This window comes from Nonomuraea turkmeniaca (genome assembly GCF_005889735.1).
Taxonomy (GTDB): domain Bacteria; phylum Actinomycetota; class Actinomycetes; order Streptosporangiales; family Streptosporangiaceae; genus Nonomuraea; species Nonomuraea turkmeniaca.
The window spans coordinates 41,631-64,224 of sequence record NZ_VCKY01000005.1; the positions used below are offsets into that span (position 1 = coordinate 41,631).

At 69.1% G+C, this 22,594-nt stretch carries 13 protein-coding genes and 1 pseudogene; 2 read left to right on the forward strand and 12 right to left on the reverse strand.

Annotated features, from left to right (window positions below):
* Nucleotides 1–187: 187 nt before the first annotated feature.
* Nucleotides 188–3,175 carry an AfsR/SARP family transcriptional regulator gene (locus ETD86_RS02505; protein WP_138664432.1) on the forward strand — a complete coding sequence of 996 codons (2,988 nt, stop codon included), beginning with the start codon at nt 188–190 and terminating at the stop codon, nt 3,173–3,175.
* A gap of 348 nt (nt 3,176–3,523) precedes the next feature.
* Here ETD86_RS02505 and ETD86_RS02510 read toward each other — a convergent pair whose 3' ends face one another.
* From ETD86_RS02510 to ETD86_RS56635, 4 genes are all read right to left on the reverse strand, one after another.
* Complete coding sequence (locus ETD86_RS02510; RefSeq protein ID WP_138664433.1) at nt 3,524–9,748, reverse strand: RHS repeat-associated core domain-containing protein; 6,225 nt, start codon at nt 9,746–9,748, stop codon at nt 3,524–3,526.
* Entirely contained in the window at nt 9,745–12,954 is a 3,210-nt protein-coding gene (locus ETD86_RS02515) for a DNRLRE domain-containing protein (RefSeq protein WP_138664434.1), read from the reverse strand. Before ETD86_RS02515 ends, ETD86_RS02510 begins: the two co-directional genes overlap by 4 nt.
* A gap of 132 nt (nt 12,955–13,086) precedes the next feature.
* Entirely contained in the window at nt 13,087–15,378 is a 2,292-nt protein-coding gene (locus tag ETD86_RS02520) for a hypothetical protein (RefSeq protein ID WP_138664435.1), read from the reverse strand.
* A gap of 106 nt (nt 15,379–15,484) precedes the next feature.
* The gene (locus ETD86_RS56635; protein ID WP_211369786.1) at nt 15,485–15,826 is read right to left on the reverse strand and encodes a hypothetical protein; all 342 of its coding nucleotides are present in this window, start codon (nt 15,824–15,826) and stop codon (nt 15,485–15,487) included.
* A gap of 161 nt (nt 15,827–15,987) precedes the next feature.
* On the opposite strand from ETD86_RS56635, the pseudogene ETD86_RS59880 reads away from it, so the two are divergent.
* Nucleotides 15,988–16,161 (forward strand): annotated as a pseudogene (locus tag ETD86_RS59880) (IS200/IS605 family transposase); the annotation flags it as partial.
* A 63-nt stretch (nt 16,162–16,224) separates the two neighbouring features.
* On the opposite strand, the gene ETD86_RS02530 reads toward ETD86_RS59880, so the two are convergent.
* From ETD86_RS02530 to urtA, 8 genes are all read right to left on the reverse strand, one after another.
* Nucleotides 16,225–16,521 carry a DUF3817 domain-containing protein gene (locus ETD86_RS02530; RefSeq protein ID WP_138664436.1) on the reverse strand — a complete coding sequence of 99 codons (297 nt, stop codon included), beginning with the start codon at nt 16,519–16,521 and terminating at the stop codon, nt 16,225–16,227.
* A gap of 214 nt (nt 16,522–16,735) precedes the next feature.
* Nucleotides 16,736–16,915: a hypothetical protein gene (locus ETD86_RS02535; protein ID WP_138664437.1), complete on the reverse strand. Its 180-nt coding sequence runs from the start codon at nt 16,913–16,915 to the stop codon at nt 16,736–16,738.
* Between the two features lie 84 nt (nt 16,916–16,999).
* On the reverse strand, nt 17,000–17,224 hold the full coding sequence (locus tag ETD86_RS02540; protein WP_138664438.1) for a hypothetical protein: 225 nt from the start codon (nt 17,222–17,224) through the stop codon (nt 17,000–17,002).
* Between the two features lie 62 nt (nt 17,225–17,286).
* On the reverse strand, nt 17,287–17,979 hold the full coding sequence (gene urtE, locus ETD86_RS02545) for an urea ABC transporter ATP-binding subunit UrtE (protein WP_138664439.1): 693 nt from the start codon (nt 17,977–17,979) through the stop codon (nt 17,287–17,289).
* A complete protein-coding gene (urtD, locus tag ETD86_RS02550) occupies nt 17,979–18,752 on the reverse strand; it encodes an urea ABC transporter ATP-binding protein UrtD (protein WP_138664440.1) in 774 nt (257 codons plus the stop codon). The genes urtE and urtD overlap by 1 nt, the downstream gene beginning before the upstream one ends.
* A complete protein-coding gene (urtC, locus tag ETD86_RS02555; protein ID WP_138664441.1) occupies nt 18,749–19,936 on the reverse strand; it encodes an urea ABC transporter permease subunit UrtC in 1,188 nt (395 codons plus the stop codon). The genes urtD and urtC overlap by 4 nt, the downstream gene beginning before the upstream one ends.
* Entirely contained in the window at nt 19,933–20,835 is a 903-nt protein-coding gene (urtB, locus tag ETD86_RS02560; protein WP_138664442.1) for an urea ABC transporter permease subunit UrtB, read from the reverse strand. Before urtB ends, urtC begins: the two co-directional genes overlap by 4 nt.
* Before the next feature lie 85 nt (nt 20,836–20,920).
* Nucleotides 20,921–22,177 carry an urea ABC transporter substrate-binding protein gene (gene urtA / locus ETD86_RS02565; RefSeq protein ID WP_138664443.1) on the reverse strand — a complete coding sequence of 419 codons (1,257 nt, stop codon included), beginning with the start codon at nt 22,175–22,177 and terminating at the stop codon, nt 20,921–20,923.
* Between the last annotated feature and the right edge of the window lie 417 nt (nt 22,178–22,594).

A 22,594-nucleotide genomic window follows, 5' to 3' on the forward strand; every position in this document is an offset into this window, starting at 1 on the left:
AACCGGCCGGGGCTCGTGCACGCTCCGTTCTTCTGACTGACGCTTGTCATGGCCGCGAGCCGCCATCATGATGACGGCGTGTCGCCCGGGGGCCGCGACGCGGATCTCCGTTCAGCAGGGAAACGCGGCGAAGCCGTGACATCCGCGGGGTCCGGGCATCGGTTCGCAAGCTCTGGAGGGATCTGTCATGGGGGACCAGCCGCAGTTCTTCTTCCGCGTGCTCGGGCCGCTACAGGTGGACCTCGACGGGGCCCCGCTCACCCTCGGCCCACCCCAAGCCCGGGCCGTTCTGGCGCTGCTGCTCCTGCGACCGGGCGAGGTGATCTCCATGGAGGGGCTGATCGACCGGCTGTGGGAGGGACGCCCGCCGCCTTCCGCCCGCGTCCAGTTACAGGGCCTGCTCTCCGGGCTGAGGCGCGGGCTCGGCAGGAACGCCATCAAGACACGAGCTCCCGGCTACCTGCTGGAGATCGCGCCCGGTGCCCGCGACCTCGACTATTTTCGCGAGCGAGTGTCCGCCGGGCGGCGGTTGATCGGCGCCGGCCACACCGCGGCGGGCGCGGCCACGTTACGCGAGGCCCTGAGCGTGTGGCGAGGGGAGCCGTTCGCCGATATCGGGCTGTCCTCCGTACGGGAGGCCGCGGGCCGCATCGACGAGCTGCGGCTGGCCGCCGTCGAGGAGCGCATCGCCGCCGACCTGGCACTCGGCCGGTCGGCCGAGCTCCTCGACGAGCTGGATGCGCTGGTCGCCCGGCACCCGCTGCGCGAGAGCTTACGTGGACACCTGATGACCGCGCTGGCCCGCGCGGGACGCGCGCCGGAGGCGTTGGAGGTCTACCGCCAGGGACACCACCTGCTCGCGGAGGAGCTCGGGCTCGAACCGTCCGGGGCCCTGCGCGCGATCCATGCGGGGATCCTGCGCGCGGAGGCCGGATTGCGCCCCAGCGTCGAGGGACGGCCGTCCCGCCGGGGCGTGCCGCGCCGTCTTCCGCCGGCCCCGCCCGTCTTCATCGGCAGGGACCCGCTGGCCGCCGGGGTGGAGGAGCTGCTCACCTCCGGCGTGGACCGGACGGCGCCGCCGATCGTCGCGGTGACCGGCGCCGGGGGAGTGGGCAAGTCCGCCTTCGCGGTCCACGTGGCGAACCTCGTACGTGACCACTATCCGGGCGGGCAGCTCTACCTCCGCCTGCACGGAACCTCCCCGAACCCCACGGATCCCGGCGCCGCGCTCGCGCGCTTTCTCCGCGCGCTGGGCATCCCGCCCGGGGACTTGCCGCGCGGTCTCGACGAGCGGGCGGAGCTGTACCGGGATGTGGTCAGCGATCGGCGGGTGCTGGTGGTGCTCGACGACGTGGCCGACGAGAGGCAGTTGCGCCCCCTGCTGCCCGCGGACCCGCGCTGCGCCGTGCTGCTGACCAGCCGCCGCCGCCTTGCCGGGATCGAGGACGTACGTCCCGTGCCACTGGACGTCCTCAGCACCGACGAGAGTCTGGCCCTGCTGCGCGAACTCCTCGGCGACGACAGAGCCGACGCCGAACCGCAGGCGGCGGCCGAGCTCGTGGCTCACTGCGGCGGGCTCCCGTTGGCGCTGCGCGTCGCCGCTGCCCGGCTGCGGCACCGCCCGCAGACCCGACTCGCCGACCTGGCCGCCCAACTCGGCAGGGACCGCCTCGACTGGCTGGAGGCCGGCGATGTCGCGGTACGCGCCAGCATCGCCTTGAGCTACCGGCAGCTCGGCACCGGGCAGCGGCGGCTGTTTCGCAGGCTCGGCTTGCCGGCCACCCCCGAGTTCACCGGCTGGACCGCCGCCGCGCTGCTGGACGCCGGAGGTGAGGCGGCCGACCGGCTGCTCGACGACCTTGTCGAGGTCCACCTCGTCGAGCACGCGGGAAGAGGGATCACCGGCCCCCGCTACCGGCTGCACGACCTCGTCCATCTCGTCGCCCGCGAACTCGCCCTCCAGGAGGAGCCCGAGCAGGAACGGCGGGCCGCGCTGAGCAGGGTGCTGCACGGTTGGCACGATGTGGCCGCCGCCGCGGACGCCCGCCTCCCGCACTGGTACGGCCTCGACCCTGAACCGGAACCGGAATGGCGAGTCCCTGCCACAACCCGCCAGGCCGCCGCGTCGGACCCGATGGGCTGGTTCGGTGAGGAGGCACACCTACTCGGCGCGGCCGTCCGGCAGGCAGCCGATCAGGGATTGCCGCAAGTGGCCTGGCCCCTGGCGCAACGGGCCACGACCTATCTCGACATCCGAGGACGATATGACGAGCTGACGGTGATCCTGCACGACGGCCTACGGGCCGCGGAGCAGGCGGGGGACGGCGCGGGCATCGCCTGCATGCTGGGACTGCTCACTGACGTGGAGGCCAACAAGGACCGGTTCGACACGGCATTGGCCTACGGGGAGCGGGCGTTTCTGGCCTACGCCCGGCTCGCGGCGGAAGCCCCTCCGGGGGCGGGGCCCAGGGCGGAGCTTGGCCGCGGCGGCGACCGCCCGGACGAGGCCGGGGCGGGGCAAGTGGCCGAGCGGGCTCGCGAACTCGAGGAGGCACGCCGGCGGGGCGACCCGCCGGCCGTGGGCTGGGGGGCGTACCGCCTCGTCATGACCCGGCGCGCGGCAGGCCTCCGGGGCGGCTATCACGCGCTGTTCGAGGAGGCCCGGACCGCCTTCATCGCCTGCGACGCGAAGTTGTCCGCGCTCTGGGCGATCAAGAACTCCGGTCTGGCCTACGTCAAGCAGTGGCGCTTTGACGAGGCCGTGGAGTGCCTGCGCCAGGCCAGGGCCATCATTCAGGACAGCGGACTCGACACGAACGCGTACACCGCAGGCGACATCGCCCTGGTCTACGCCACCCACGGCAGGTATGGCGAGGCCGAGGAACTGACGCGCGCGGCACTGGAGCAGGCGCGGCTCCAGGGCAGCCCATGGGCCGCGGGGAAGGCACTCGACACCCTCAGCCGGCTCGCCCGCGACCGCGGCGACCCCCAGGCGGCGCTGACGGCGGGCATCGAGGCCCTGGCCATCTGGCGGCAGGTGAACGCGCCGTCCCGCATCGCGGCCACCACCGGGGTGCTGGCCGCGATCTGCGCCGCCATGGGAGACACCGACGCCGCCGCGATCTACCGCGCGGAGAGCACCGGTGCTTCTTCCCGCCATGAGTTGCCGTGCTAATCGACGCAGCACGATCCGGACCCTGACCACCGGGCCGGTAGGAGGCGGTCTTGGAAGCGGCTCTTCCTGCACGTCAAGCAGATGGCCGCAGCTGGGCGACGTCCAAGTCCGCTACCGCGGCCAATTCGGCTGGCTTGAGGACGAACTGTTCCGCAGCCAGCCCTTGACCTCGTCTGTGGCCTGTAAGACTTCCGACGAAGATCGCTTAGTGACGCAACGCCGGGCAGCCGACGGGTGACGTAGTACAGGCATGGGGCGGAGTCGGGTTCGGGCGTGATCACTGATGGTCTCCCTGTCAGCTGGGAGGCATGCACCAGCTGATATAACAGCCCGAACCCGTCTCCTGGGTCACATCCAGGGCTCCCGCGTCCAGACATGGCGCGATCGTCCGCCAAAGGCTTTTCCTCCGCCGAACTCGGCTGAGAGGGCGGTGTCGACGCCCAGGACAGCCGTGCCAACGGCGCTGGAGGCTCTGTCGATCTTCGTCCATTTACGGTCCGCCGCCAGGTCCCTTGGAAGTTGCCTGCGGATTCCCCTGGCAGTCAGCTTACGCGCCAAGTGGCCACTGGTTTTTTTCGTGGAACGGGACATTACGTCCTCTAAAGTGGCTAGTTTATAGCCGGATTTGTAAGCAGACCGGCCCACTTTCATCGCCTTTCCGGCCACGCCAATACCGGGAAGGGACAACAGTGTTCCTGGAATATCCCCCTGTGCGGCGTTGAATCCGACGGATATGAGGCTGAGACCTAACACCGCTACGCCTAGTCCCGGGAAGGCCAAGGACGCTATCGAGCCTATGAGGATGGCTCCGTCGAGGATTTCCTCTCTGTGCCTGTACATCCAATCACTGGCCGTCTTTACGCCTTTCGCCGTGTGATCCCATGCCTTCTTCCACCACGGCCGCTTGACTTCCGCCTTTTTCTCCGGTGCCCGCTTGGAAACCGGCCTGGTCTTCTTCTTCATGCTGTCCCATGCCCCAGGCGTGGACCCGTGGTAATAGCAGATGTCGCCTCGGCACTTGGCGACGGGATGCCGGGCGGGAGGCGAGGACCTCCTGCCGCCGCCACCCGCCGCATCACCGTCGTGGGCCATCATCAGACCATCAGGGTCGGAGTACGTCGGCGCGGCGTTGTTGCCGTACGCATAAGCGTTGAGGGTCTGCGGCTCGGCGGTGTCCACGAGCGGGTCCACGGACAGGAACCGACCCAGGGCGGGGTCGTATGCACGAGCACCCAGGTGGACCAGTCCGCCAGGGTCGAGGGTGCCGTTGACGAAGCCGCGGTTCCCCGCCCAGGCGGTGGGAGGCGTGCCCCGGAGTTCCCCGAAGGGGAGGGTGCGCCGCCGCGTCACCGACAGGTTCGTGCTGGACACCGCCGCCTCGCCGGTGCTGTGGTGGTCACTGATGATCCAGGTGAGACTTGACGAGGTGCGCACGGCAATGGTGTCGCCCGCGTGGTTGTAGTAGCGGGTGGCGGTCGCCGTGCCGCCGGCTGCGGGGGTGAACACCTCGGTGTCGTCGCCGAGGTAGAGGGTCTTGCCCTGGGCGGTGCGGCGGATGAGCCGGTTGCCGTCGGCGTCGTACAGGTAGGAGTCGCCGCCCGAGGTCTTGAGCTCGCCCTCGTTGTCCCAGGTCAGCGTGGTCCCGTTGCGGGACTTGGTGTTCCCGGCGGCGTCGTGGTCGAAGGTGTCCGTACGCGTGCCGGCCGGCCCGGTGGTCTGCACCTGGGACAGCCCGTGCGGTCGTGCGCCGCCCGCGTCCGGGTAGGTGTAGGTGGCCTTGGTGTCACCGGCGGAGGCGTGGATCACCTCGCTGCGCCGGTTGCCGGTCACGTCGTAGGTGAAATCACGCCAGTACGGAGCCGGGCCGCCCAGCCCCGCCGTGGTGGGCGCGGTGGTGCAACTCCCCGTCGAAGGCGTCCAGGCTCGGGTCAGCCGCCGCAGATAGTCGTAGACGAAGCACTGGGTGTCGGCGGGCTGCCCGGTGTTCGGCGTGTCGGCGATCTTGGTCAGGTTGCCGGCGTCGTCGTAGCTGTAGTCGTAGTTGTAGACCTCGGGCTGCTCCTCGGGGACAGAGTTGGCGATCATCAGCCGGCCTGTGCGCTCATCCGTGACACGGACCTGATACACCCGCTTGCCATGCTGGCCGAGCTCGCGCATGGCCAGGTTGCCCAGCTTGTCGTAGGTGGCGGCACGGACGTAGATCTGCTGGCCGGACAGGATGCCGGTCTGGTTGCCCACATCGTCGTAGGTGTAGGCCACCGTCTCGGCACCCAGCCCGCCGGCGGCGGGTAGGGTCGTCGACTCGACCTGCCCGCTGGCCTTGTAGGTGGTGGCGTACGAATAGGTGCCGGCCAGGCCGGTCTCGGCGACCGGGATGGTCACCTTGCCGGTCGTCTCGCGACCGGCGATGTCGTATCCGGTGACCTCGTCGATGTACTGGCTGGTGCCGTCGTAGCGGATCGACTTGGCCGGCCTGCCGATGCCGTGCGGGGCCGTGTCGAAGGTCCACTCCGCCCGCTTGGGGCCGGTCACCGACCCGTCGCGTATGGAGGTCTTGCGGCCCAGCGCGTCATAGGTGTACCCCAGCGTGACGTTCCGGGCGTCCGTGGAGGTCAGCATCTGGTCGGCGTCGTCGTAGGTCATGGTGGTGACGCCGTGGTCGGGATCCTCCTCCTTCCACTTTCGGCCGCGCTGGTCGTAGTGGTAGCGCCACACATTGCCCGCCGCGTCGGTGACGTTGTACAGCTCGTTGCGTTCGGTGTAGGAGTAGCTCGTCTTGTCGTAGGTGGCCGGGTCGTCGGAGCCGGCCGAGCCCAGGGCGTGGTACTGCCGCCTCTCCATGGTGCGCCCGAGGGCATCGGAGATCGTCATGGTGGCCGTGCCGCCGGCCGGCGGTGTGACGGTGACCCGGTCCCCGCCATAGGCAGTGGTGGTGCGCCACCGCTCGTTCCCATTGATCAGGAAGATCTCGGCGACCTCCCGCCCGGCTCCGTCGTGGACGTGGCGGGTCATCGCCGGGATCTCCGGGGTGCCGACGCTGGTGACCAGCGTCGTCGAGGGCGGCGCGTTGGACATGTCGTAGTAGGGCGTGCTGGTCCACTCCACCAGCCCCCGGGAGTCATGGACGGTGTCGCTGACGACCCGCCCGCCGCCCGGCGCCTGGACCTGGATCTGCCGCTCGCGCAGCAGCCCGTCGTACAAGGTGATGCTGGTCTTGTACGCATCGCCGTTCGGCAGCATCATCTGGCTGGTCACAGCCGACGGAGCGGTGCTCCGAATGGCGTAGGAGAACTGCAGGCCGGGGGTCTTGGTAGTTCGCGGCCGGTCTGGCGTCCAAACCTTCAGCAGGCGGCCGAGCCCGTCGTAGACCATCTCGCTGACCGCGTCGTTGGCATCCACCGTCTTGACCGGCAGTTGCCAGGCTGGAGCGTTGGTCACGGTGGTCTTGTGGCCGGCCGGGTTGGTGGTGACCACCTGGGTGACCGGTCCGGCCAGCGCCGGGGTGTAGGCCGTCGTGGTCTTCCGGTTCAACGCGTCATAGGACTCGATCACCCGGCCGGCGGCGTCGTAGACGGTCCTTTCGGTGGTCACGTACCCGGGGGTGGAGCCGTTCCACGAGGCCAGCTCCTCGGTCTTGACCGGGTTTCCCCTGGTCGGCGGCGTGCCCCAGGCCGCGTTCAGGTCGTCGTAGTGGATCCGCTGGTCCGACAGCACATCGCCGGGGCGGGCCGGGGTGGCCGAGCACCTGACCCCGACGGTCTCCACGCGCTTGACCGCGTCGAGAATCCAGGCGGTGGCGTTGCGGGCGTATTCGGTCCGCTCGCAGGTGTCGTCGGCCGCGGTTGCCTCGTCGCCCAGCTCGTCGACCTGCGTGGGTAGACCCTCGGTGTTGTAGGAGGTGTCGGTTCTGGTCCAGCGGACTCGCCCGGAGGACAGTGGCGTGCGGGTCCGGGTCGTGGCCGTCCTGGTCATCCAGGACGTCAGCGGGCCATACGTCGCTATAGGTCCGCGCCGCCACGGGGTGTGGATCTTCCCGGATACGACCGCCCCGTTCACGCCGTTGTACGTGATCTCTTCGCGGAGGAACCCGTTGTAGGACTCGTGGTCCTCGATGGTTCCGTCCTGAGAGTCGGTCACGACCACGTTCCTGACGCCTGACGGCTGTTTGTCCCCGTTCATCCCGCGCAGATAGAGGTACTCGGTGACGGACTGGGTGCCGGACTCGAGGCCCTGGCGCACCCGGACCTTGCTGTAGCCGCGGAACTGCCCCCACGTGCGCTTCTTGGCCGGCACGAGCTGGCTGTCGTCGTAGTGCCAGGCAGGGGCGTCCAGATAGTCATAGTTGGTCTGCTCGTGCTCGAATCCGCCGGTGTTGTCGTAGACGTCTACCCGGGTCACCACCCGCTTGTGGAACCAGTCAAGCGTCGGGTCCTCACCGTCGGGCGCGTAATACTGCGGGAAGCACCGCTTGGTGTTGGCGTGCGGGGCCGGCAGGCCGGTGCGGGTGCACTCGTCGCCCGAGTATTCCGGCGAGATCTGCGCGCCGGACTCGGTGGTGATGGTGTCGATCCGCCATCGGGCCAGTTCGGAACGCCCGTCCGCGGGCCCGTCCACCCGGTTGGCCAGGGCGTCCTGGCCGGGGTCGAACACCACCTCCGGCTCGGACACCTCGCCGCCTCCCGCGCTGGTGACCTTGCCGGTGTGGGTGAGGCCGCGCAGCCACATCGGCTTACCCTCACCGGTGCCCGCATCCAGGTACTCCTGGCGCAGCGTGTACCAGTCCACGTCGCTGTAGCCCGACCCGTTGTAAACCTGGGTGCGGATCCGCGACAGCCGCTTCTGCGTCCAGAACGTCACCGACACCTTGTCCGTGCACGGCGAGGCCTTGCAGTACTGGTCCCACGGGGTGTCCGGCCAGGACGCCGGATGGTCGGCGTCGCAGGTCGCGCCCGGCGCGCACCGGTCGGCCACGTCGAACACCACCCGCCCGGCGGCCGGTGCCGTGGAGCCGACACGGGTGCCGTAGTCGATACGTGACAACCAGCCGCCGCGGGTGTAGGTGGTGCGCTTGGCCACATCGCCCTCGCGGCCGTAGGCGCCGGTCTCCTTGCCGTAGAAATACTCCATCGTGTTGCCGTGCGGGTCCACGACGTGGTCGACGTTCCACCGCCACGCCTGGGAGCAGTCCGAATCGGCGAAGGCCGACGCGTGGCACGGCTCGCCGGCGTGGTTGCCGTACACCGGCCCGGTCCACACCGCCTCCGAGGCGGTTTGTTTGCCGAAGAAGTACTGGGTGCCGTCGGGCGTGGTGACCTTCCAGTGTTCCCCGTCGTCGTCCCCGTTGCTCGCGCCGGTGAGCCGCTCGACCCGCCACCCTTCGTCGGATGCCCCGTGCCAGGTGCCGTCACTGCCCTTGACCAGCTCGGTGGCCTGCCCGTTCAGTGACAAGGTGGCGTTGTCGTCGAACCAGCACTGGTCGCCGCCGTACACGCTCTTGTTGTTCGGATCCTGTCCGCCCACGGCATCCTTGTCGTCGCCGCAGCCTCGGTACTGCCGTTCGATGTAGCCGGGCCACAGGCCCCATCCGTCGCCCACCCAGGAGCCCTGCGTGTTAGCTGCGGCGGAGCGGCCGTCCACGCTGCCCGAGGAGTACGACAGCGCCAGCTCCGGCTCCAGCCCTCCTGGGGCCTGCGGGACCTCGATCGGGTAGTTCCAGGAGAAGTCGCCGGTCTGCTGGGACACCTGCCAGGTGCCGGCCGGTGACAACGACGTGGCACGGTAGTCGCCGTTGTCCCCGGCCGGGCCGGCCGCCGCGGCCAGCACCGTCGGCGTCTGGTCGGCGGCCAGCGGCACGGTTGCGGTCAACCGGCCCTGCTGGATGTGGTTGGCCGTCTTCAGCGGGGTGGCCTGGGTGCAGCCTGGGGCGTCGGGTGTGGTCAGCGCGCAGGCGGGGACCTGCATGAGGCGCAGCCGGGAGGCCCAGTCGCCGCCGTAGGCATCGGCGATAGAGGAGTAATCCACCTCCACCTGGAGGCTGCCGGCCTGGGCTGCCGCCTGGCCGCCATCGGACTCTTGGGCGGCCTCGGTGCGGGCCACCGACAGCAGCATTCCGTCCAGGTCGGCCGCCTGGGCGGCGGCCCGGTCATACACCTGCACCGCGACGCGGCCGGGCGCCTGGTGCGCCGCCGAAGCGTCAGCGGTCCCCGGCCGGCCGGCGGGAACGGCGACCGACACCGGCAGGTCTCCGGCGCGGACCAGACCGCTGTGCTCCTCGGTGGCCCGGCCGTGCTGGGCAGCGGCGGCCGCCGGGCCCGGCTCGACCGTGGCCTGGGCGGATTTCGGCCAGGCGATCTTCGGCTCTCCCCGTACGACATGGTCGTCGGCGGTCCATGACGGGCGGTCCGCCGGATGGACGGGCCGCACCGCGTACCCCTTGACCTGGGGCGCCTTGGGCGCCGTCCACTCCGGCGCGGCTGTGGCGGGCACCTGGCCCGCCAGCGGCACAGTCACCACGGCCACCACCACTGTGCAGATGGCGTTGCGCGCCCATAAGGGCAGCTTGATCACGTTCATGATGAGGGCTCCAGGCACCAGCTCAGGTCGGGACCGCAGGCGAAGGTGAGAATCTCGGTGGTGACCAACTCCCGCTGGTATGCCCCGACCTCGTCCAGGTCGCCATACCAGAGAGCCACCGCGGCGCTGCCGGAGCGGGACTTGCCCATCGACAACGGACCGGTCGCCGACCAGCCGTCGATCGCTGGCCCGGCGGCTCGGGCGCCCCCGAGATCCGGAGTGCCCTTGACGTATAGCTCGAGCGTCTTGTCCATCTTGTAGATGCCGACCAGCGGTATCCAGTCCCCGGGCACCACGAACTCCCGGCTGCAGGCCCGGCTCTCGGCCGCGCCCGGCGCGTCGGAGGCGGTGACGGTGAAGCACCATGCGGGATCGAGGATTCCGTCGGCGTCGAAGTCGAGGTCGCGACGGTATTCCAGGCGGAACATCGAGCCGTTGGCCCCCTCCTGGGCCACGATGGTGCGCCGTGGCACGGTGGTGTCGGTCAGCCGCACCCAGGCGGCCACCGAGAACCCCGAGGGATGCTGGGTGTTCAGCACCGCGCTGCCAGTGGTCAAGTACCCCTCGCCGGTCGAGGCGATGGCCGCGTCTCCCAGCCGGGGCTCCGTCCAGGACAATCCGGTGCCGCTGAAGGTTGCCGGGCGGGTGTTCGGCACGGAAGCCGCCGTCGTGCCGGTCCCCTCGTCCAGCCCCCACAGCCAGGCTTCGCCGCTGGCCTTGACGAGGAACATGTACGTCCGCGGGTCGGACAGGTTGCCGGCCTTGTCCAAGGCCTGCACCCGCAGCACGTTCATCCCGTCCTTGGTCGGCTTGATCGGCACGACCTTGGCCTCCACCACCGACAGGTGGTCCCAGTAGACGGCTTTGCCCGAGCCGTAGTCCATGCCGTTGTAGAGGCGGAAGAACGCCTCGGTGGCCCCGGCCGGCACGGTCAACACCACGTGCAGCTGCTGCCATTGGCCGACGGCGGTCGGCATCTTGGACGCGACCTCGTGGTAAACCCCGCCGGCGTCCTTGTAGAAGCCGACAATACGCAGGCCCCGGGAGGCGTGGGCCGGGTTCAGACCGGTGGCGGCGGGCACGTAGATCCACCCGGAGGCCATGTACCGGTGCCCGGTGGTCATGCTCTGGCACATGCACCCGCTGGTCCTGGTGAGCCCGGCAAAGGAGTCACCGGGCACGCCGGTGGAAGCGGCGGCCGGGGAGATCTTCAATGACGCCTTGTCCGAGCCGCCGTGGTCGAGTGTGGTGTCACGGGCCAGCGTGGCCCCCGCCGGCGTGGCGAAGCCGTCGAGGTCTGCGCTCACCTGTTGCTGATCGGCGGTCAGCCGTTCCGTTTGCGGCCCGGTCGGAGCCGAGACCACGGCGCCGTTGTTCAGGCTGTACTTGTACTCCGCGATGTCCCTGGTCCCGTTGGGGCCGAAGGAGAACTGGCCGCCGATCCCCGGGCCGCCGTTCCAGGTGCCGGTCGACCGGTCGGCGTATGGGGTGGAGAACACCAGCGGCAGGCCGGGGTTGGTGGTGTCGATCGTGAAGGAGAACCAGCCCGACCAGCCCCCGCACCCGTAGGCGTCACAGGCCTTCGCCCGCCATTTGTACGCGCCGTCGGGCAGCGCCGGCGTGACGCTCCAGGGGCGGGCGGCGCCGGAGGCCACGCCGGTCAGCGCGGTGCCCGAGGTGGCCCTGCGGGTGGTGGCGGTGGAGTTCCACACCTCGTAGACCGCCTTGACCGTGCCGCCGTCGGGGTCGCTCACCTTCGCCGACAGGGTCGGCGTGTGATCGCGCACCATGGCAGGGGAGGCGCACGCCTGGTAGCAGTCGGAGATCTTCAAGGTGTTCGGCGTGCCCGGTTTGCGGTTGTACCGCAGCGACACGTACGGCCGGTTCTTGGGCGCCTGAGAGGAGTACATCCGTTTCCAGCCGAGCTGGCTGGACTCGCTGGAGGCTCTGAGCATGATGCTCAGCGAGCTCCATCCGTTGTCGAAGCCGGCCTGGAAGCCGTTCTTGACCGGGATGGAGACCCAGCCGCCGCGGCAGCGCGGCTCGTCGCCCTTGGTCAGCGTCGAATGTCCGATCTTGGCGCCGGGATCGGGCTGGTTGGTCCAGCGCAGTCGGCTGTCCACGTGCGGGCTGATGTAGGCATCCCAGCCCGCGCTGTCGCAGGAATAGGACCAGGAGTGGTAGTTCCACAGGAACAGCTCCGCCGACACCACATCGGCCCCGGCGTACTTCTTCAGCCCGTCGAAGCGCAGGTAAGAGCGCGCGGTGATGGACTGGCCCCGGTCGACCACATGGCCCAGCTTCAGATCCTTCGACCCGGACTGGTCCGAGCGGTAGTTGGTGGCCACGAACGCGTCGAACGCCGGCCGCAGGGTCACCGGCGGATCCAGCTTCACCGGATACACGGTGGCCGGGTCGGCCAGTGCCGCGGTGTCCGGGGTCAGCACCAGAGACTGCGAGGTGCCGCTGCCGGCCGGTGTCATCTCCATGGTGCCGATCTGCCTGGCCTCACCGGTCTCCGGGGCCTGCGAGGCGTCGAACATGTCGGCGGTGGGCAGTTCCCCGTGGACCTGCCCATCGGCGGCGACCAACTCGATCGCGCCGGTCTCCAGCTTGCGCGGGGTGTACTCCCCGGTACGCCAGGGCAGCCGGACGCTGCCCAGCGCCTGCGCCGCCTCGCGGGTCTTGACCACGATGGAGAACTCGAACCCCGATGCCAGGGCCTCCACCAGCAGATCCACTCCCGGCCGTACGTCGGCGTAGGTAGCGAGGTTCTCCCGCAGCACCGGCTCCGGCAGCGCGCCCGGCCAGCCGATGCCCACCTGCTGCGTGCCCGCCCCGAGGGTGGCCACCAGATGCTCGGCCTCGTCGGGCTGGACAGCCGACAGGCTCAGACCGCGGGTGTCCACCGCTGGCCCGATGGTTCCGTCGGCGCGCCGGGACAGGGTCAGGTCGATCCGATTCCATGGCTTGCCGGCGATCGGGCCGGGCGCCCATTCGTCGCCCAGATACACGTCCGCGCTGAACGACCCGTCGGGCATCGCCCACTCCCGGGTCGTGCTGGACTGCGCGGAAACCACCTCGATCGGCTTCTGCCACCGGTAGGCCAGCGCCGCCGCCGACGCGTAGTCCTCACCGCCGGCCGGCGGCGGGGCCACCGTGGAATTCGCGGTGGAGACGGCGACCGGCCGTGCCTGTGCCGGCAAGGCCGGAACAGGCAGACCGATCAGTAACGCGACCCCCGATAAGACCGCTAGATGTCTTAACCCTCGTTTGCCGAAAGTGCTCATGCTCAGGCCCTCTCATCACGCGAGACGGCGTGAGCGTACGAAGCGCCGCTAACCAATCGCTAAGGACGCCTGCCCGGGCAACGACAGCCGGCTCGCCAGGCTGATGTAGGTGTCCGCGGTCGCCACGGTGGGGAACGCCGGGCTGGGCACCGTGGTCCGCACGGTGCGTGTCTCGTTGCCGAGCCGGAAGCCGAACGCCGCGGTCGGCATCGAGGTCCACGCACCAGGCTCGCCCGGCACCCGATAGCTCAGCCGGAACAGATCGCCCGGCTGGATGCTCAGCCCGGTGGCCACCCCGGCGCGTAGCTGGTCGGGGGTGGCGGTGAAGGTGTGCTCTTCGGCCGTCCACTCGCCGGTGGTGCTCTGCGGTGGGATCAGCTTGGTCACCGTGACCGGAAATGTCCCAGGGAGGGACCCGGCCGGAGACAGCGCCGGCGGGACGTCGGCGACCGTCAGCCCGGTACCGGCCCGGTTCGCGGTGAAGAAGGCGGTCACTTTCCAGGCCTGGCCGTCCCACTCCGGGGCGAGCTTGGCGCCTTGCCCGTCGTGGATCCGGTTGAACGGCGCGGCACGGAACGGCGACTTGCCGACCTCGTGCACCCGCGCTTCCTGGTAGTACTCGTACGCCCGGGTCAGCGTCGGCAACGCGTCGTCCAGTCCTACGCCGGCCTTGAGCAGGTAGGCGGCGGTGTCGAGCAGCGGGATCAGCACCGCCATGTCGTGGGAGATGGCGGCGCGCTGGTTCATCGGGTTCTCCGCGCCGTCGTAGTACCAGCGCCCGTCGGAGACCCACTCGCGGACGCAGTACCACAGCAGGCCGCGGGCGTACTCCAGCATTCGCCGGTCCTGCCGGTGGTGACCCACCATGGCCGCGGCCCGCGCGACCAGCGCCTGGACGTTGTCGGTGGCGTCCAGCTTGGGGTTGGTCCCACCCGAGGGGTTGTACTCGGTCCAGTAGTAGCGCTTGCCCTGCCACAGACCGGTATGCCAGCCGTAGCGCGGGATCTGGTGGGTCACGAACTCGGTGGCGGCGTCCAGGCCTGTTCGATCGCCGGTGAGTTCGAAGGCGCGCACCATCGCCTTGGCGACGTCGGCGTTGACGTGGTGGTCGGGCTCGTGCAGCTTCCAGGTGTAGCCGTAGGCGTCCAGCCACCTCCAGTTGAACATCGAGTCCCAGCCGCCCCGGTAGGCCGGAGTGGCGGTGAATTCTGCCGGGTATTCCAGCCGGTTGAAGTCGTTGTCGCCGTCGGCCGTCCACTGTGAATAGCGCAGGAACGCCACGAGTTCCCCGGCTCTCGCGGTGAAGGCGGCGTCGCCGGTCAGCGTCATGACGGGCAGCAGGGATTCCTCCACGTCGTCGGCGAGGTAGTCCTGAGTCCGGCGCGGATAGTAGACCGGGGTGTATTTGCCGGTGTTGTACGGGTGCGGGCTGACGATCGGCCGGTATCTGATGTCCTTGGCGACCACTCGCTGGGCCTCTGGTGTGATCACGTCTCCGGTTTTCGGCGCCTGGACGTACTTCGATGTGGTCAGCGCGTTGGCTTCCATGGTGTCGTGCGCGGCTCTGACCACCCGGGGCATGGCCAGGTTCAGCGCCAGGAAGTGACGGCGCAGCAGCGGATAGGACCACAGCGACCGTTCGCTGACCGCCGCGTCGGCCGGGGCCTCGGGCATCCTGTTCCAGAAGATCCCGGGAGACATCGGCTGGGGGTCGTTGACCACCGAGGAGACGGTCACCGGGTCGCCGGTCGCGTCCAGCAGCGGGTCGGTCGCGCTCGCGGCCGTCGTGACCGTCAGCTCGTCGAACCAGGCCCGCCCCTGGTGCTCGACCCCGACGTAGGCCGGGTACAGCCCGATCCTGATCGAGGCGGCGCGGCCGGCGGTGGTGAAGTTCAGCGTGTTGAGCCGCCAGGTCCGAGTCACCGGGATGTCCAGCCAGCGCAGTCCGATGCGGTCGCCCACCGCCTGGCTCGGCGTGGTGGCGAACTGCTCGACGATCACCCGGATGACGCCGCCGTCGCCGGCGTGGTCGGTGTGGGTGTACAGGGTCAGGTCGTAGAAGGACTCGGGCTTGACCGCGATCAGCTTGCTCCGCGCGCCCGGGTAGGAGGTGGCCGACGTGTCGTCGATGCGCAGCGACCGCGGCTCGCCGTATCCCGTGTCGGTGACGATCTTGCCGCTGCCGGTCCATCCGGGTGGCAGCCCGCCCACCGGGCTGCTGAAATGCTCCGTGAAGATCGTCTCGCCCGCCGCGGCCCAAGCCGCCACCGCCCCAGCGCAGAGCGGCACGACCAGGGCTAACGCCGCGCCCACGCGGGCGAGAATCCGCGTATGTCTCATCAGCCGACCCTGGCAAGCAGCGCTAACGATCCGCTAAGCGCCCTGCGCATCGCCCACCGCCGAGCCGCCGTTGACCGGCCTGCCGCATGGAGAATCCTTGCTACGGTCAACGACCTAGGGTTGAAGCCCTGGGCTTGCGTCTCGCGGTCCGGTCTGGCTGATCGGCTCGGGACGCACTGAGCCCGCTTGCCACGGCGGGCTCGTTGGGCATGTTGACGAATGCCCACACCACGCCGGCCCGCCGGGAGACGTTGAGCGCGGCGATGTGGTCGGCCGGTCCAGCGAACGCGCACGACCGTCGGCGCAGGGCGTACAGGCCGAAGGTCTGGATGTCGAAGGCGAGTTGGGAGACCTGGTTGGCGGCCTGGTTGAGCTGGTACAGGGTCGCCTCCAGCGCCTCGGCCTGCTCGGGCGTCGGCAGGAGCTTCACCTGCACCACCAGTTTCACAGTCGAACATATTATCGTGTGACGCAGGTCACCGCGAGCGGAGTCCCCGATATTCGTCGAGACCGCAACGTGGCTCACAGCCTCCACACTCACCTGGCCTTCCCACCGAAACACCGGCGAGGCGTCTTCACTGACAACGGCTCCGCCACGGCGAAGAGATCATGACGGAGGTTCGCGACAGCTTCGGCGCACATCTAGTCCAGCTCAACGGCGAGCACGGCCACGCGCACCTGCTGGTGCACCACCCGCCACGGGCGCCCTGCCGATCCTGGCCAACCCACTCAAAAGACGTCTCGGCCCGGCCGCTCCGCACAGAACCACCACGAGAAGGGAGAAGGGGATGGGCGGAGGTCCTTGTGCAGCTTGACCAGTGGAACGTCGGGGAAGGCGAGTCCGGATCAGGCGAGTTGCCTGGCCGCCGTGCGCGCCGCCATCCGCCGTTCGAACCACACCGAGGTGAACGGCGGCACCGCGCACGCCAGGCCGAGCACCACTGCGCCCCGGCTCCAGCCCGCCTCTCGCGCCGAGAGGATCACTCCGGCCGCGTACAGCAGGAACAGCGCCCCGTGGATCGGCCCGAACACCTTCACCCCGAGCTCACCGGTCGCGATCACGTATTTGAAGAACATCCCGACCAGCAGCCCCGCCCACGAGCACGCCTCGGCCACCGCTACGACTCGAAACCAGCGCAGCACGCTCCATCCTTTCCCCAGGTAACGCGCATACTCTACAAGCTGTAGAGGACATTGCGGGACGCGAGTGAATCACGTGCGGGGGAGCGGCCGCGGCCACGGCCGCACCTTCAGCATCGGCCCCCCACGACATCCAGGATTCGCACGCATGGCGATGTCCTGCCGTTCGTGCGCCTGGGACGGATCCTTCGGGGGCGCGGGCACCGGGCGGAGATCCTCACGCGCCCTCGACCTGCACCGCGGCCTCGCCGAGTGGCTGGCGGAGGAGGTCGTCTCGCTGGTGCCGCCGCCGGAGGGCGGCAAGAGCCTGCTCGACCTGGGCGGCGGCCACGGGTTTGTACGCCGAGGCGTTCTGCCGGGCGAGCAGGACGTGACCGTGCTCTTCAACGTGCTGCACGGGGTCGGCGCGTCCGACGCCGCCGCCCACCACCCGGCTCGGCGCCCGGGGGGCCAGCAGACCACCGGGCGCCTGCGGGCTGGCTCACAGGTCAGGGCGGACCTGCCAGGCAAGCGCATCGTAGGCGCGTGCCAGGTCATCGGCCCACGACGCGTCGTGATCACGCTCGAATGCGCTGTACAGGCGGTCTCGTACCTCGTCGCGGTGCAGCCAGGTGAGGATCGCGGCGGGCAGTCGCACCCCGCCGGCCCACCACCCGGTCACCAGGTCGGCGAGGTGACGGTCTGCCGCCGGTCGGGCACCCGGCATGGATCACAAGGATGTGCGGCGGCTCCCCGCGCCGGCGCGAGCGGGAAGCGCCGCACATCATGTCAGACGGCCAGGGCTTCGCGGACGGCGGATTCGGCGTCCTCGCCGCCCTGACCCGAGGAGGTCACGCGCCCGGCCTCCAGGACGTAGTACCGCCCGGCTGCCCGCACCGCGAAGCCCACATGCTGTTCGACCAGCAAGACCGACATCCCGCCGCGGCCGGCCAGCGACAGGATGGTCTGCTCGATCTCGGCGACGACCGAGGGCTGGATGCCCTCCGTGGGTTCGTCCAGCAGGAGCAGCCGGGGCTCGGTGATCAGCGCGCGGGCTATGGCCAGTTGCTGGCGTTGTCCGCCGGACAGCAGGCCCGCGCGACGGTTCATGAGGCCGGCCAGTGCGGGGAACAGGCCGAGCGCCTCCGCTGTGGCGGCCTTCCCGTTGCGGCGGCCGTCAGCGATGAGCTGGAGGTTCTCCGCGGTGGTCAGATGGGGAAAGGACTGCTGCCCCTGCGGGACGTAGGCCATTCCGCGGGCCACCCGCTGATGCGGGGCCAGCCCGGTGATGTCCGCACCGTCCAGCCGGATCGTGCCCGCGCGCGGCTTGAGCAGGCCGATGGCGGCGCGTAGCAGCGTGCTCTTGCCGGCGCCGTTGTGGCCCAGCACCGCGGTCACCCCGCCGTCCCGCGCGGCCAGGGACAGGTCGTGGAGGACGACACTCCGGCCGTACCCCACGTCGATTCCGTCGAACTCCAGCATCACACCTCCTGTACGAGGGCCTGCGAGGTGGCCTTGGCGTGTCCGAGGTAGACCTCCTGAACCTTGAGGTCGGCCTGGACTTCGGCGACGGAACCCTCGCTCAGGATCCGGCCCGCGTGCATGACGGTGACGGTACGGGCGTAGCGGCGGAGGAAGTCCATGTCGTGTTCGATCACCACGACGGTGCGGTCTTCGCTGAGCATGCCGAGGAGCTCTCCGGTCGTGTCACGCTCGTCCTGGCTCATGCCGGCCACGGGCTCGTCGAGCAGCAGCAGTTTGGCGTCCTGTACGAGCAGCATGCCGATCTCGAGCCATTGCTTCTGTCCGTGGGCCAGCGTGCCGGCGAGCCGGTCTCGTGCCGAGGTCAGCCCGATCGTCTCCATCGCCTGGGCCACGCTGTCGGGCACACTCTTGCGCCTGCGCAGCAGGGTCAGCAGGCCGCGGTTCGTTCCGGCCGCGATGTCGAGGTTCTGCAGCACGGTCAGTTCCTCGAATACCGCGGCGGTCTGGAAGGTGCGGCCGATGCCCAGCCGGGTGATGTGGTGGACCTTCCGGCCGAGGAGTTCCTGGCCGTCGAAGGCGGCCGAGCCGGTGGCCTTGACCAGGCCGGTGACCGCGTCCACGAGGGTGGTCTTGCCGGCGCCGTTGGGTCCGATGATGAACCGTACGTCTCCGGGTGAGACGTCGATGTCGACGCCGTCCACGGCGGCGAAGCCGTCGAACACCACTCTCAGGTCGCGGATGCGCAGTCCGGCGGGCTTCTGGGTGCTCACTGGCCGGCTCCTCCGGTCTCGGCGGTCAGGGGAACGCTCTTCGGCTGCGCGGCCTTGCGATCGGCGGGGGCGGGGCGGCGACGCCGGACGAGGCCGGCCACCGACGCCAGGCCGTTCGGCAGGAAGGCGAGAAAGATCACGAACAGCAGTCCTTGGAGGTAGGTCCACGCGGCGGGGAACTGCTCCGACAGTGTCGTCTTCGCCCAGGCCACGGCTATCGCTCCGAGTACCGGCCCGATGAGGGTGGCCCGGCCGCCGAGGGCGACGCCGATGACGAATTCGATGGAGGGCACGACGCCGATCAGCGCGGGGGAGATGATGCCCACCGCGGGTACGAACAACGCGCCCGCCAGTCCGGCCATGCCCGCGGCGACCATGTAGGCGACCAGCTTGACGTTGGCGGGGTCGTAGCCGAGGAAACGGACCCGTTCCTCGGCGTCGCGCACGGCCACCAGCAGTTCGCCGTACCGGCTGTGCATCAGTTGCCGGACCAGCGCCAGCATCAGCAGCAGGCAGGCGGCGATGATGAAGTAGACCGCCCGCTGGTTGAGCGGGTCGTCGAGGCGGAAGCCGAAGAAGCCCTGGATGTCGGTCAGCCCGTTGGTGCCTCCCGTGGTTCCCTGCTCGCCGATCAAGTAGATCGCCAGGGCGGCGGCGAGCGCCTGGGACAGGATCGCGAAGTAGGCGCCGCGCACACGCCTGCGGAACACCAGCGAGCCGAGCAGGAACGCCACGAACACCGGCAGCAACACCGTGGCGGCGAGGGCGAAGACCGGGTTGGCGAAAGGCTCCCACCACCACGGCAGCTTGTCGATCTGCCCGTAGAGCTGCATGAAGTCGGGCAGGTTGCCGGGCCCGGCGTCGGCGAGCTTGAGGTGCATGGCCATCGCGTATCCGCCGAGGCCGAAGAACACGCCTTGGCCCAGGGCGAGCATCCCGCCGCGGCCCCAGGCCAGCCCGATGCCGACGGCCACGATCGCCAGGCACAGGTATTTGGCCAGCAGGTTGAGCCGGAAGTCTCCCAGTACCAGCGGCGCCACCGCGAAGAGCACGATCGCCGCGAGGGCGAATCCGGCTGCCGCCCGCAACGGTGTTCCGGGACCGAACCGGCGTGTCCGATCTGCGGAGTGCTCCGGCTTCTCGTCAGCTCCGGTTCCGGCGCTCCGGCCGGTCGCGGTCGTCATGCCAGGCTCCTCGTACGTAGCGTGAACAGCCCCTGGGGCCGCCATTGCAGGAAGGCCACGATGGTGAGGAACACCAGCACCTTGGCGACGCTGATCGTGGTGGAGTACTCCACCAGCGACTGCATCATGCCCAGGGCGAAGGCCACGATCACGGTGCCCTTGAGCTGCCCGATGCCGCCGACCACCACGACGAGGAACGCGTCGATGATGATGTTGGTGCCCATCGTCGGCCCGATCGGCCCCACCAGGGTCAGTGCGACTCCGGCGATGCCGGCGAGCCCGGAGCCGATGAAGAAGGTCATCCGGTCCACGCGGCCGGTGGCGATCCCGGATGCCGCGGCCAGGTCGCGGTTCTGCACCACGGCCCGGATGCGCCGTCCCAGCGGGGTCATGCGCAGACCCAGCGTGAGCGCGGCGACGGCCAGCAGCGCCAGGGTGAGGATGAACAGGCGGCTGTTGGCCACCATGAGATCGTTGCCGTCGCCGCTGGAGAAGATCGTGATGCTGCCGGTGAGCAGGTCGGGGGCGCGGGTCTGCACATTGGGGGCGCCGAAGATGTCTCGTGCCAGTTGTTGCAGGATCAGCGCGACGCCCCACGTGACCAGCAGGGTGTCCAGTGGTCGGGTGTACAGGCGGCGGATGAGCAGGAACTCCAGCACGACGCCCATCGCTCCGGCGACCAGGAAAGCCACCGGCAGTGCGACGAGCAGGGACACTCCGGCGTTGGTGATGATCTGCTGCACCACGTACACGGTGTACGCGCCGGCCATGATGAACTCGCCGTGGGCCATGTTGATGACGTTCATCTGGCCGAAGGTGAGCGACAGGCCCAGGGCGATGAGCAACAGCACCGCGCCGATGCTGATGCCGGTGAACAGTTGGCTGAAGACCAACGTCACTGGGGATACCTCCCGATCATGAGGGGACGGTGGGCGGGGAGCCGATCGACTCCGGCTCCCCCGTCCACCTGGCGATGGGCTGCCGTCAGGCCAGACTCTTGGCCCAGGCATAGTCCTTCAGGTACGGGTCGGGCTTGATCGGCTCGCCCGAGTTCCACACCTCATTGATCAGGCCGTCGGAGCCGATCTTGCCGATGCGCGCGGTCTTGTGGACGTGCTGCGTCGGTCCGTCGACCGTGACCTTGCCCTCCGGCGCGTCGAAGGTGATGTCGCCGGCGGCGCCGGCCGCCTTGACCTTCTCCACGTCGAAGGCGCCGGCCTTCTCCACCATCGCCTTCCACAGGTAGACCGACACGTAGGCGGCCTCCATCGGGTCGCTGGTCGGCTTGTCCTCGCCGTACTTGGCCTTGTACGCCTTGACGAACTTCTCGTTGGCCGCGCCCGGCGTGGTCTGGTAGTAGTTCCACGCCGTCAGCTGGTCCGCCAGGTACTGGGTGCCGATGCTCTTGACCTCTTCCTCGGCGATGGACACCGACAGCACCGGCATCTTGTCCGCGGTCAGCCCGGCGGACTTGTACTCCTTGAAGAAGGCCACGTTGCTGTCGCCGTTCAGGGTGTTGAACACCGCGCCGGCGCCCGCCGCCTTCACCTTGTTGGTGATCGTGGAGAACTCGGTGGAGCCGAGCGGCGCGTAGTCCTCGCCCAGGACCTTCATGCCGTTGGCGTCGGCGTACGCCTTGATGATCTTGTTGGCGGTGCGCGGGAAGACGTAGTCGCTGCCCACCAGGTACAGCGAGGTCTTGCCCTGCGCCTTCAGGTAGTCCAGCGCGGGCACGATCTGCTGGTTGGTGGTCGCGCCGGTGTAGTAGATGTACGGGGACTGCTCGAGGCCCTCGTACTGCACGGGATAGAACAGCAGTGCCTTGTTCTTCTCGAACACCGGCTTGACCGCCTTGCGGCTGGCCGACGTCCAGCACCCGAACACCGCGGCGACGCGGTCCTGGCTGATGAGCTTCTGCGCCTTCTCCGCGAACGTGGGCCAGTCCGAGGCGCCGTCCTCGCTGACCGGCTCGATCTTCTTGCCGAGTACGCCGCCGGCGGCGTTGATCTCGTCGACGGCGAGCATGAGGGCGTTCTTGACCGTCACCTCGCTGATGGCCATCGTGCCGGACAGCGAGTTGAGCAGCCCGACCTTGATGGTCGTGCCCGAGGCGTCGACGGCTCCTGTGGCAGCGGTGCTGCTGCTGCTCTGGTCGACCCTGCTACCGCACGAGGCGAGCGTCATCGCAGTGGCGACAACCGCTGCGCACGCCGCGATCCGGCGTCCGCGAACCCTGAACATTAGGCCTCCTCGTCCCCGTCTGGGGCAAATCAAGCAATGCGATGGAGGCTCCGCGCCATTGCGGGGCCGAGGTTCTCCGGAAGAGGAGATGGGGTTGTCTGCGCCGTTCGGCGGCCACGGTCCGGATGCTTTCTGTAGTCGCCGCACCCTGTTACGCCCATCGTCGGGTGGTTCACACTCGCTCGATTGGCATGGATAGCGTCATCGAACGCTATTACGAGTATGTTTCGTGATCCTTAATTAGCTGTTTCAGCCCAAGATAGGGAAATCTGGTTCGGGCTAAACAAAAAAGCCAACGCATGCGTCGGGCATAAATAAGCCACGACGAAATGCGTTGGCAATTAACCGAATCGCGAATTCGCGGGGAGGCCTGCGGGCGGCGACCCTGCAGAAACCGGAACTCGACGCCTACAGGGC